Source organism: Enterobacter cloacae complex sp. 2024EL-00711 (genome assembly GCF_047529885.1).
Classification (GTDB): domain Bacteria; phylum Pseudomonadota; class Gammaproteobacteria; order Enterobacterales; family Enterobacteriaceae; genus Enterobacter; species Enterobacter ludwigii.
Window position 1 is genome coordinate 95,010 of sequence record NZ_JBLIZC010000010.1, and the last position, 10,921, is coordinate 105,930.

The 10,921-nt window shown below is 54.4% G+C and carries 11 protein-coding genes; 5 read left to right on the forward strand and 6 right to left on the reverse strand.

Annotated elements, in window-relative coordinates; all coding sequences use genetic code 11:
* Nucleotides 1-138 precede the first annotated feature (138 nt).
* From ACMVME_RS20885 to xni, 3 genes are all read left to right on the forward strand, one after another.
* Nucleotides 139-1,434 carry an HAAAP family serine/threonine permease gene (locus tag ACMVME_RS20885; RefSeq protein ID WP_020883794.1) on the forward strand — a complete coding sequence of 432 codons (1,296 nt, stop codon included), beginning with the start codon at nucleotides 139-141 and terminating at the stop codon, nucleotides 1,432-1,434.
* A gap of 65 nt (nucleotides 1,435-1,499) precedes the next feature.
* Nucleotides 1,500-2,867 (forward strand): L-serine ammonia-lyase, encoded by a 1,368-nt coding sequence (locus ACMVME_RS20890; protein WP_032680378.1) that lies wholly within the window; start codon nucleotides 1,500-1,502, stop codon nucleotides 2,865-2,867.
* A 112-nt stretch (nucleotides 2,868-2,979) separates the two neighbouring features.
* Nucleotides 2,980-3,735 (forward strand): flap endonuclease Xni, encoded by a 756-nt coding sequence (gene xni / locus ACMVME_RS20895; protein WP_014171431.1) that lies wholly within the window; start codon nucleotides 2,980-2,982, stop codon nucleotides 3,733-3,735.
* A 57-nt stretch (nucleotides 3,736-3,792) separates the two neighbouring features.
* On the opposite strand, the gene rlmM is transcribed toward xni, so the two are convergent.
* From rlmM to ACMVME_RS20915, 4 genes are all read right to left on the reverse strand, one after another.
* Nucleotides 3,793-4,893, reverse strand: a complete 1,101-nt coding sequence (rlmM, locus tag ACMVME_RS20900; protein ID WP_025203351.1) for a 23S rRNA (cytidine(2498)-2'-O)-methyltransferase RlmM — start codon at nucleotides 4,891-4,893, stop codon at nucleotides 3,793-3,795.
* The gene (locus ACMVME_RS20905) at nucleotides 4,886-5,281 is read right to left on the reverse strand and encodes a DUF423 domain-containing protein (RefSeq protein WP_008499646.1); all 396 of its coding nucleotides are present in this window, start codon (nucleotides 5,279-5,281) and stop codon (nucleotides 4,886-4,888) included. Before ACMVME_RS20905 ends, rlmM begins: the two co-directional genes overlap by 8 nt.
* Before the next feature lie 39 nt (nucleotides 5,282-5,320).
* Nucleotides 5,321-6,238 carry a glycine cleavage system transcriptional regulator GcvA gene (gene gcvA / locus ACMVME_RS20910; protein ID WP_014171433.1) on the reverse strand — a complete coding sequence of 306 codons (918 nt, stop codon included), beginning with the start codon at nucleotides 6,236-6,238 and terminating at the stop codon, nucleotides 5,321-5,323.
* A 349-nt stretch (nucleotides 6,239-6,587) separates the two neighbouring features.
* Nucleotides 6,588-6,815, reverse strand: coding sequence for a YgdI/YgdR family lipoprotein (locus ACMVME_RS20915; RefSeq protein WP_003862759.1), 228 nt, complete (start codon nucleotides 6,813-6,815; stop codon nucleotides 6,588-6,590).
* A 202-nt stretch (nucleotides 6,816-7,017) separates the two neighbouring features.
* Between ACMVME_RS20915 and csdA the strand changes: the two genes are divergently transcribed.
* Both csdA and csdE read left to right on the forward strand, forming a co-directional pair.
* Complete coding sequence (csdA, locus tag ACMVME_RS20920) at nucleotides 7,018-8,223, forward strand: cysteine desulfurase CsdA (protein WP_020883790.1); 1,206 nt, start codon at nucleotides 7,018-7,020, stop codon at nucleotides 8,221-8,223.
* Entirely contained in the window at nucleotides 8,223-8,669 is a 447-nt protein-coding gene (csdE, locus tag ACMVME_RS20925; RefSeq protein ID WP_014171435.1) for a cysteine desulfurase sulfur acceptor subunit CsdE, read from the forward strand. Before csdA ends, csdE begins: the two co-directional genes overlap by 1 nt.
* On the opposite strand, the gene tcdA is transcribed toward csdE, so the two are convergent.
* Nucleotides 8,660-9,466 (reverse strand): tRNA cyclic N6-threonylcarbamoyladenosine(37) synthase TcdA, encoded by an 807-nt coding sequence (tcdA, locus tag ACMVME_RS20930; RefSeq protein WP_006811804.1) that lies wholly within the window; start codon nucleotides 9,464-9,466, stop codon nucleotides 8,660-8,662. The two genes, csdE and tcdA, sit on opposite strands and share 10 nt — an antisense overlap.
* A gap of 76 nt (nucleotides 9,467-9,542) precedes the next feature.
* Nucleotides 9,543-10,640: a murein transglycosylase A gene (gene mltA, locus ACMVME_RS20935; protein ID WP_025203349.1), complete on the reverse strand. Its 1,098-nt coding sequence runs from the start codon at nucleotides 10,638-10,640 to the stop codon at nucleotides 9,543-9,545.
* Nucleotides 10,641-10,921 lie beyond the last annotated feature (281 nt).

The following is a 10,921-nucleotide window of genomic DNA, read 5'->3' on the forward strand; positions in this document are numbered from 1 at the left end:
TGTATCTTTCCGCCCGCCAATAGTTACGGGCGAAAATTATTAAAAAACCGTCACTGAACGAATTTCATATTACCGTCAGGCATTTTTTCATCGGATTTGACTACAAACCTGACAATTTGCTTCCTCCAGGAGATACAGATGGAAACCACTCAAACCAGCACCGTTGCTTCGATTGAATCCCGAAGTGGTTGGCGCAAATCAGATACCATGTGGATGCTTGGCCTTTACGGCACAGCTATCGGCGCTGGTGTATTGTTCCTTCCTATTAACGCAGGCGTCGGCGGTCTGATTCCGCTGATCATCATGGCTATCATTGCCTTCCCGATGACCTACTTTGCGCACCGCGGCCTGACCCGCTTCGTGCTGTCCGGTAAAAATCCTGGCGAAGACATTACTGAAGTCGTTGAAGAACATTTCGGCGTGGGCGCAGGTAAACTGATTACCCTGCTCTACTTCTTCGCGATTTACCCTATTTTGCTGGTTTACAGCGTTGCAATCACTAACACCGTTGAAAGCTTCATGCTGCACCAGCTGCACATGACGCCACCACCGCGTGCCATTCTGTCTCTGATCCTGATTGTGGGCATGATGACCATTGTCCGTTTCGGTGAGCAGATGATCGTGAAAGCGATGAGCATCCTGGTGTTCCCGTTTGTGGCTGCACTGATGGTACTGGCGCTGTATCTGATTCCACAGTGGCACGGTGCCGCGCTGGAAACGCTCTCCCTGAGCAGCGCATCTGCGACCGGTAACGGCCTGCTGATGACCCTGTGGCTGGCGATCCCGGTGATGGTATTCTCCTTTAACCACTCACCGATCATCTCCTCCTTCGCAGTGGCGAAGCGTGAAGAGTACGGCGACGGTGCAGAGAAGAAGTGCTCCAGCATCCTGGCGCGTGCACACATCATGATGGTGCTGACCGTTATGTTCTTCGTCTTCAGCTGCGTACTGAGCCTCTCCCCGGCGGATCTGGCAGCAGCGAAAGAGCAGAACATCACCATTCTGTCTTACCTGGCGAACCACTTTAACGCACCGGTCATCGCGTGGATGGCACCTATCATCGCGATCATCGCCATTACCAAATCCTTCCTCGGCCACTACCTGGGCGCACGTGAAGGCTTCAACGGTATGGTGATTAAATCTCTGCGCGGTAAAGGCAAGAGCATTGAAGTCAACAAACTGAACAAGATGACCGCGCTGTTCATGCTGGTCACCACCTGGGCAGTTGCCACGCTGAACCCAAGCATCCTGGGCATGATTGAAACCCTGGGCGGCCCGGTTATCGCGATGATTCTGTTCCTGATGCCGATGTACGCGATTCAGAAAGTACCTGCAATGCGCAAGTACAGCGGTCAGATTAGCAATATCTTCGTGGTTATCATGGGGCTTATCGCTATCTCCGCAATCTTCTACTCCCTGTACACCATGTTCTGATTATCACCCGCGCCGTCTCAGGACGGCGCACTCCTCCCCCTCTGACTGAAAGCAATGGACGCATCATGATTAGCGTATTCGATATTTTCAAAATCGGTATTGGTCCTTCCAGCTCTCACACCGTCGGACCAATGAAAGCCGGTAAGCAGTTCACGGATGACTTGATTGCGCGCGGCATTTTGCACGACGTAACCCGCGTGGTTGTCGATGTGTACGGCTCTCTCTCCCTGACAGGTAAGGGCCACCATACTGATATCGCCATTATCATGGGCCTGGCAGGAAACCTGCCGGATACCGTTGATATTGATGCGATCCCTGGTTTCATCCAGGACGTCAATACCCACGGTCGCCTGCTGCTGGCAAATGGCGAACATGAAGTGGAATTCCCGGTTGATCATTGCATGAATTTCCATGCTGACAACCTGTCACTGCACGAAAACGGAATGCGTATTACCGCGCTGGCAGGTGACAAAGCGGTATACAGCCAGACTTACTACTCTATCGGCGGCGGGTTTATCGTCGACGAAGACCACTTTGGTGAAACCAGCACATCCTCCGTTGACGTGCCTTATCCGTACAAAACCGCGGCGGATCTTCAGCGTCACTGCCAGGAAACGGGTCTCTCCCTTTCCGGCCTGATGATGAAAAACGAGCTGGCCCTGCACAGCAAAGCGGAACTGGAACAGCACTTCACCAACGTCTGGGAAGTCATGCGCGGCGGTATCGAACGTGGGATCACTACCGAAGGCGTTCTGCCCGGTAAGCTTCGCGTACCACGCCGTGCGGCAGCGCTGCGTCGTATGCTCGTGAGCACCGACAAAACGACCACGGACCCTATGGCGGTCGTTGACTGGATCAATATGTTCGCGCTGGCGGTAAACGAAGAGAACGCTGCGGGTGGCCGCGTGGTGACAGCACCGACTAACGGCGCCTGCGGTATCGTTCCGGCAGTACTGGCGTACTACGACAAGTTTATCCGCGAAGTGAACGCCAACTCGCTGGCACGCTACCTGCTGGTCGCCAGTGCGATTGGTTCACTGTACAAGATGAACGCCTCCATTTCCGGTGCAGAAGTAGGCTGTCAGGGTGAAGTTGGCGTCGCCTGCTCCATGGCTGCGGCGGGTCTGGCAGAACTGCTGGGCGCAAGCCCGACACAGGTCTGTATTGCGGCTGAAATCGGCATGGAACATAACCTGGGCTTGACCTGCGACCCGGTTGCCGGACAGGTACAGGTGCCTTGCATCGAGCGTAACGCCATCGCCTCCGTGAAGGCGGTCAACGCCGCACGTATGGCGCTGCGTCGTACCAGTGAACCGCGCGTTTGCCTCGATAAAGTTATCGAAACCATGTACGAAACAGGTAAAGATATGAACGCCAAATACCGCGAAACATCTCGCGGCGGCCTGGCGATGAAGATCGTGACCTGCGATTAAGCCTTTCAGGAAGCCTCGTTTTGCGAGGCTTCTTCCTGTTTTCCCCACCGCACATAGTTTCCCACCGCTGACAATGTTACCCTTCCCCCATTAAACAGAAGGGAGATTATCTGTGGCTGTTCATTTGCTTATCGTCGATGCGCTCAACCTCATTCGCCGGATCCATGCGGTGCAAGGTACGCCCTGTAAGGACACGTGTCTGCACGCGCTGGAGCAACTTATCCGCCATAGCGAACCGACCCATGTGGTTGCCGTTTTTGATGACGAAGCGCGTAACAGCGGCTGGCGACACCAGCGCCTTCCCGACTACAAGGCCGGGCGCGCACCAATGCCTGACGATTTGCATGCCGAAATGCCGGCCATTCGCGCCGCCTTTGAACAGCGCGGCGTTCCCTGCTGGGGAGCCCATGGCAATGAAGCCGATGATCTGGCTGCCACGTTAGCCGTCAAGGTCGCGAGCGCCGGACATCAGGCCACCATCGTCTCAACCGATAAAGGCTACTGCCAGCTGCTTTCGCCCACCGTCCGCATTCGCGATTACTTCCAGAAGCGCTGGCTTGATGCCCCCTTTATCGCCAGTGAGTTTGGCGTCTCGCCGGAACAACTTCCTGACTACTGGGGGCTGGCCGGAATAAGCAGCTCGAAGGTTCCGGGAGTGGCAGGCATCGGGCCGAAAAGTGCCGCCCAACTGCTGACAGATTTTCAGAGTCTGGAAGGGATTTACGCCAGGCTGGACGAGGTCCCCGAAAAATGGCGCAAAAAGCTGGAGGCGCATAAAGAGATGGCCTTTATCTGCCGGGATGTGGCGACGTTACAGACGGATTTACAGCTGGACGGGAACTTGCAGCAGTTGCGCTTAGAACGTTAAATCGTTTTCAGATGAATCGCCCGGCAAGCAAAACGCCACCGGGCAATGTAACGCGTATTATCGCTCGTCGCGACGTCCGCCGACAGCAGCCCACCAGCGACGAATGTGCACCGTCACTTCTTCGCGGTCGTGATACAGCTGGCGCGCCTGAATCTCCACGTTAATGCCGTGCTCATCCATTTGCGCCTGGATATAGGCCAGGTTTTGCGAGACTTCCTCATAGCGCTTTTTCATCGGCAGCTTGAGGTTAAAGATAGTCTCACGGCACCAGCCGTTCACCAGCCAGGAGGCCATCAGCGCGGCCACTTTTGCTGGCTTCTCAACCATATCGCACACCATCCAGGAGATGTTGTTGCGGGTGGGACGATAGCGGAAACCATCTTCACGCAGCCAGGTGACCTGTCCGGTATCCATCAGGCTCTGGGCCATCGGGCCGTTATCAACCGAAGAGACCCACATGTTGCGTTTCACCAGTTGATAGGTCCAGCCGCCCGGACACGCGCCGAGATCGACCGCGTACATGCCGTTCGCCAGACGCTCATCCCACTCATCCGCCGGGATAAACACGTGGAACGCCTCTTCCAGCTTCAGGGTAGAACGGCTTGGCGCATCTGAAGGGAATTTCAGACGCGGAATGCCCATGAAGAAGGGAGAGTTGTTATTGGTGTAGGAGTAACCCGTGTAACAGCAGCCGGGGGCGATAAAGAATATATGCACCACCGGACGTTTTGGCGTTTCGTAGTTTGTCAGCACGCCTGCGTCACGCAGTGCAGCGCGCAGCGGTACGGTGAACTTACGGCAGAACTTCATCAGCTCTTTGCTTTCGTTGGTGTCCGCGACTTCAACACGCAGCTCGCCACCCTTTTCCACGACGCCCTGCAGCATACCCACAACCGGCGTGATGCGGTCTTCCGGCGGAAGATCTTTTAACAGTTCACCTGCGACAAACATCTGGCGAGCGAAGATCAGTGAGCTGAACGGCAGCTCACGCGCGAGTTTATCCGCATCCTCAGGCTGATAGCACTCGAATACGACGTAGCCGGCATTATCTTTAACGCGTGCAAAGCCAAAGACTTCGCGCTTCGCCGCTTTATCAGTAATTTCCGCGGCGCACTCTTTCTCAAACCCCGGGCGACAATATAAAACAACCTTATTCATGAACAACGCCCTTGCGTTTCAGACGGATGGCTCCGATAAACATTAATACCCAACCTGCCAGGAAGCTGACGCCGCCGACAGGTGTAACAAACGCCCACAGGCGTAAATGCGAAAGCGCCAGGCAGTACAGACTACCGCTGAACAACACGGTGCCTAACGCCAGGAATACGCTGCTCCAGTAAAACCAGATGCTGATGCGGCGCTGCATTGCCACCGCCAGCCCAAAAATCGCCAGCGTGTGGAATGCCTGGTATTCAAGGCCGGTCTGGATCCAGCCCATTTCTACCGCCCCCAACGACTTGCTTAATACATGTGCGCCAAAGGCGCCCAGTGCAACAAAAATAAAGCCACTCACCGCGGCAAAAATCAGCATGAATCGGCTGGTCATGTTTAAATCCTAAAGTGATGCGTGCCCGGCACACAAAAGTTACTGTTCATACCTGAAGCGGAATTTTTCTTGCTCACTCGCCGCTTTCGCCAGAATCCACTGTCGGAAAGCGGCTATTTTACCCAGTTCTGCCTGACTGTCATGACAAACCAGATAAAACGCGTTCTTGCTGACCAGCACATCATTAAATGGACAAACCAGACGGCCTGCCTCAATTTCGGACTGCGCCATGACGTTATTCGCCAACGCCACGCCTTGCCCGTGAATGGCAGCCTGTAACACCATTGCGCTGTGGCTAAAAATGGGGCCCTGCTGCACGTTTATATGATTAAGACCTAATTGACGGGTATAAGTTTGCCAGTCACGGCGAGAAGCATCATGTAAAAGCGTATGTCGCGCCAGGTCAGCGGGGGTCTTCAGAGCCTTTTCGCCCGTTAAGAGCAGCGGTGAACAGACCGGCAGCAGATATTCTGCGTATAATTTTTCCACACGCAAGCCTGGCCAGTTACCGCGGCCATAAAAAATGGCGACGTCCACATCATCGGCCAGCTTGTCTTCCTGACGGTCCACCGCCTGGATTCGAACGTCGATTCCCGGATAAGCTGAGTTAAAGCTTGTGAGTCTTGGCACCAGCCACTGAATGGCAAAACTGGGTAATAAACTTACCGTCAGCGCGCCTTTTGCACTGCGGGCCTGCAGCTTGCGCGTGGCTTCCGTGAGCTGGGAAAAAATCTCTTTAATATCCTGAAAATAGCTCTGCCCCTCTTCGGTCAACAGTAATGAACGGTTGCGCCGACGGAACAGCTTAAGGCCCAGGAAATCCTCCAGAGACTTGATTTGGTGACTTACTGCGGCCTGTGTCACAAAAAGCTCATCGGCTGCGCGCGTGAAACTCAGGTGACGTGCTGCTGCATCAAAAACACGTAATGCATTTAGGGGTGGCAATCGCTTCGACATGGTTATCTGGCTTAGATGTTAACGAGATTTAACAAACAGGAAACAATGTTTAACCTATTAGTTTTTTTTATCTGAGCCATTATAATTTGTCCGTTGAGGAACTACCAGCAAATACCTATAGTGGCGGCACTTCCTGAGCCGGAACGAAGAGCTTTTTTCGGAATGCGTGTTCTGAAGGGCTTTTGGCTTACGGTTGTGATGTTGTGTTGTTGTGTTTGCAATTGGTCTGCGATTCAGACCACGGTAGCAACGCTACCAATTTTTCACTTCCTGTACATTTACCCTGTCTGTCCATAGTGATTAATGTAGCACCGCCAATTTGCGGTGCTTTTTTTTCGCCTGCGATCGATTAATGCTCGATTTCTTTCATTTCCTTCACGTCAGTGCGATTAATCTGCTGCTTATTCCCGTTCGCATCTTTATACGAAATCATACCGGTGTCGTTATCGGTTGTCGGTTTCCCTTCAGAGACGATAGAACGGCCATCGTTAGTATGCATTACGTAGTTGTTACCGGAACAGGCGCTCAGGGCAAAGGTCAACGCACAGGCAGAGATAATGGCGGCTGTCTTTTTCATGCTTATTCTCCTTTAGCAATTAATGCTATTCAAACATCGATTTATAACAGGCTTAAACATTCACCTAACCTTATTTAGCATAACCTGCTTTTTCAGAGTCGCCAGGATAAGTAAGGATTAGCAGACAAATCTGATAGATATCAACCTCCTTGCCCTGCCGATGAAATTGCGCGACGATCTCACTATTGAGATGAGGAATTCCATGAACGCTTTCAGTCCCGCGCAGTTTCGCGCACAGTTCCCGGCGCTGGCCGATGCCGGTATTTACCTTGATAGCGCTGCCACCGCCCTTAAGCCTCAGGCAGTCATTGAGGCGACGCAGCAGTTCTACAGCCTGAGCGCCGGGAACGTGCACCGTAGCCAGTTTGCCGAAGCACAGCGATTAACCGCGCGCTATGAAGCCGCGCGCGATCAGGTCGCACGCCTGATCAACGCCGAAAGCGGGAAAAACATCGTCTGGACGCGAGGCACAACTGAAGCCATTAACATGGTGGCCCAGTGCTATGCGCGCCCGCGGCTAAAGCCCGGCGATGAAATTATTGTCAGCGAGGCAGAACACCACGCCAACCTGGTTCCGTGGCTGATGGTGGCTGAGCAAACGGGCGCGCGCATTGTGAAACTGCCGCTGGGTGCAGATCTTCTGCCAGACGTAGCGCGCTTATCTGAGTTCATTACCCCCCGCAGCCGCATTCTGGCTCTCGGACAAATGTCGAACGTCACAGGGGGTTGCCCGGATCTGGCTCTGGCCATCGACGTGGCCCACGCCAACGACATGGTGGTGATGGTCGACGGTGCCCAGGGCGTGGTGCATTTCCCCGCTGATGTACAAAAGCTGGATATTGATTTTTATGCCTTCTCAGGACATAAGCTGTACGGCCCAACCGGGATCGGAGTGCTGTACGGAAAACCGGCTCTGCTGGCGCAAATGACGCCGTGGCTTGGGGGAGGCAAAATGATCACCGAGGTGACCTTTGAGGGCTTTAAAACTCAGGATGTCCCTTACCGTCTGGAAGCCGGAACGCCGAACGTCGCAGGCGTCATCGGTCTGAGTGCCGCGCTTGAATGGCTGGCTGAAACGGATATCGCTCAGGCAGAACGCTGGAGCCGGGGTCTGGCGACGCTTGCAGAAGAAGCGCTGCAGAAACGTCCGGGTTTTCGATCGTTCCGCGTGCAGGACTCAAGCCTGCTGGCCTTTGATTTTGCCGGCGTTCATCATAGCGATATGGTTACGCTGCTTGCCGGGTATGGCATTGCCCTGCGTGCCGGCCAGCACTGCGCGCAACCATTACTGGCCGCATTGGGTGTTAGCGGTACGCTGCGTGCGTCGTTTGCGCCGTATAATACGCAAAGCGATGTGGATGCGCTGGTTGATGCCGTTGACCGCGCCCTTGAAATACTGGTGGATTAATGACGAGTTCAGCGTTAGCCGAGCATCCGTTTGGCACGGTCATCACAGAAGAGACCTTAAAACAGACTTTCGCCCCGCTGTTGCAATGGGAAGATAAATATCGCCAGCTGATCCTGCTCGGCAAGCAGTTGCCGGCGCTGTCAGACGAACGCAAAGCGCAGGCGAAAGAGATTTCCGGCTGCGAGAACCGCGTCTGGCTGGGATGCACGGTATCCGGTGAAAAACTGCATTTCTTTGGCGACAGCGAAGGGCGTATCGTTCGCGGGCTGCTGGCGGTACTGTTAACCGCCGTGGAAGGGAAAAGCGCGGCGGAGCTGCTGACGCACTCGCCGCTGGCATTGTTCGATGAACTGGGGCTACGGGCGCAGCTCAGCGCCTCGCGCGGTCAGGGCCTGGTCGCACTCAGTGAGGCGGTACAGGATGCCGCGCGTCAGGCTCAGGCCTGACGTTCCGCCTTCGCCATCATTTTCTTCAGGGCGTGAGAGACGGCTACAAAGCCGAAAGAGGCAGTCACCATGGTGGCCGCACCAAAGCCTGAGGCACAATCCATCCTTTTTGGCCCTTCCGCCGTGCTTTTCATCGCACACACCGAACCGTCAGCCTGCGGGTAGACTAAGGCTTCAGTCGAAAAGACACAGTCAACGCCCAGCTTGCCTTTACTGTTTTTCACGACGTTAAAATCGCTTTTTAAGCGCTCGCGCAGCTTGGCCGCCAGCGGGTCCTGAATCGTCTTTGCCAAATCGGCCACCTGAATCTGCGTGGGATCGATTTGCCCGCCCGCCCCCCCGGTGGTAACCAGAGGAACCTTGTAACGCCGACAGTAGGCAATCAACGCCGCTTTTGGACGCACGCTGTCGATCGCGTCGATGACATAGCTGTAGCCTTTACTCATGTATTCGGCGACGTTATCTGCCGTCACAAAGTCATCGATCACCGTCACGCGGCATTCCGGGTTAATCAGGCGAATACGCTCCGCCATCACCTCAGATTTCGCCAGCCCGACGTTATCGCGCAGGGCATGGATTTGACGGTTGGTGTTGGTGACGCAAACGTCATCCATATCAATCAGCGTGATCGCGCCAATGCCGGTTCTCGCCAGCGCTTCCGCCGCCCAGGAGCCAACACCGCCAATCCCCACGACGCAGACATGCGCATCCGCAAACAGCTGCAGGGCTTTTTCACCATATAGACGTGCCGTGCCGCCAAAACGCTGACGCCAGGCATCGCTGATTACTACAGACATAAAACCTCAGATGTCAAAAGGGTGAGGTTATTCCTCACCCTTCTCTGTTAATTCAGTACGACTCAGAATACCACAATCAGCCGCTGAATACGTTACCGCTGCCAGGGGCTGCCTTGAGCACCCATACGCGCCCATAGTGGTTATACCAGCCTGCACGGTGCCCCGCATCCGGGCCAATGCCCTGATAAATATCGAAGTGCTGACCTTTAATCGCACCGCCGACATCCAGCGCGACCATCAGACGTAGCTCGTACTGACCGTTAAATTTGCCGTTGTTATCCAGCAGAGGCACTTCCGCCAGCAGCGTGGTGCCCGCAGGAATAATAGAACGATCCGAAGCTACCGAGGCGCGGCCAATCAGTGGAACGGCACTCGCCCCTTTCACTGGCGCAAAGTTTTGCGGTTTAAAGAAGACAAACGACGGGTTCTGTTCCAGCAGCTCACGCACTTCGGCTTCGCTGTGTTTTTCACCCCACTCGCGGATCGCCTGCATCGACATGTCTTCTTTTTTCACTTCGCCTCTGTCGATCAGCACTTTACCAATGCTGCGATAGGCATGACCGTTTTTACCGGAATAACTAAAGAAGTTCAGGGGGGAGCCATCGCCAAAGTCGATATAGCCGCTGCCCTGAACATCCATGATGAAGTTGTCCATCAGCGAGTTGCTGTAGGCCAGAACGTAGTTTTCGCTCAGCGCACCGGAGTAGATCTCAGCGCGGGACGGCAGACGACCGCGTTTAGGCGGCATTCGGTAAATGGGATACTGGAACTCGCCCTGACGCGTGTGTCGCGCCTGGATAACCGGGGTGTAGTAACCGGTAAACTGGACGTTGCCATAGTTATCCGCCCCTTCCATCTGCCAGGCGTCGATACCAAACTGGCGCATATTGCGCGTATCACCGCCCGCGCGTAGCCAGTCCTGAACCGCGTTATAAACGCTACTCTGTGAGCCATACAGACGTGGCGACGCGTTGCGGATCTGGTAAACCTGCTCGGAAAAGTCTCCGGCGTTGATCGGTGCGCCAACGGCATCAGGTTGATTAACTAAAGAGAAAGGCTGGGATAGCTTCCCGTCTTTATACTGTTGACCGCGATCGGTCGGTTTAGAAGAGCAGGCCGCAAGAATGGCTACCATTGCCCCTGTCATTAGATACTTCGCCCAACGTCCTTTCATTATATCTCGTCTTAAAGTTGCCCATTACCGCGTGATGAAGATAACAAACCCACTGTTCTAAAGAAACGGAATCACATGCCCTTTGGCAAATTCTGAGCAAAAAATAGTCCAAATATCGCAACGCCGTTCAATTTACATACAAAGTTAATGATTTATGTGAAAAAGGGGTTGCATCACAAACCTAACCGAGTATAGTGCGCTTCCACGGACGCGGGGTGGAGCAGCCTGGTAGCTCGTCGGGCTCATAACCCGAAGGTCGTCGGTTCAAATCCGGCCCCCGC

Bases quoted from the DNA above. Each gene is read 5' to 3' on its own strand.
- csdA (WP_020883790.1), top strand. From the start codon at position 7,018: ATGAACGCTTTCAGTCCCGCGCAGTTTCGCGCACAGTTCCCGGCGCTG.
- rlmM (WP_025203351.1), bottom strand. From the start codon at position 4,893: ATGAATAAGGTTGTTTTATATTGTCGCCCGGGGTTTGAGAAAGAGTGC.
- ACMVME_RS20885 (WP_020883794.1), top strand. From the start codon at position 139: ATGGAAACCACTCAAACCAGCACCGTTGCTTCGATTGAATCCCGAAGT.
- ACMVME_RS20905 (WP_008499646.1), bottom strand. From the start codon at position 5,281: ATGACCAGCCGATTCATGCTGATTTTTGCCGCGGTGAGTGGCTTTATT.
- ACMVME_RS20890 (WP_032680378.1), top strand. From the start codon at position 1,500: ATGATTAGCGTATTCGATATTTTCAAAATCGGTATTGGTCCTTCCAGC.
- csdE (WP_014171435.1), top strand. From the start codon at position 8,223: ATGACGAGTTCAGCGTTAGCCGAGCATCCGTTTGGCACGGTCATCACA.
- ACMVME_RS20915 (WP_003862759.1), bottom strand. From the start codon at position 6,815: ATGAAAAAGACAGCCGCCATTATCTCTGCCTGTGCGTTGACCTTTGCC.
- gcvA (WP_014171433.1), bottom strand. From the start codon at position 6,238: ATGTCGAAGCGATTGCCACCCCTAAATGCATTACGTGTTTTTGATGCA.
- tcdA (WP_006811804.1), bottom strand. From the start codon at position 9,466: ATGTCTGTAGTAATCAGCGATGCCTGGCGTCAGCGTTTTGGCGGCACG.
- mltA (WP_025203349.1), bottom strand. From the start codon at position 10,640: ATGAAAGGACGTTGGGCGAAGTATCTAATGACAGGGGCAATGGTAGCC.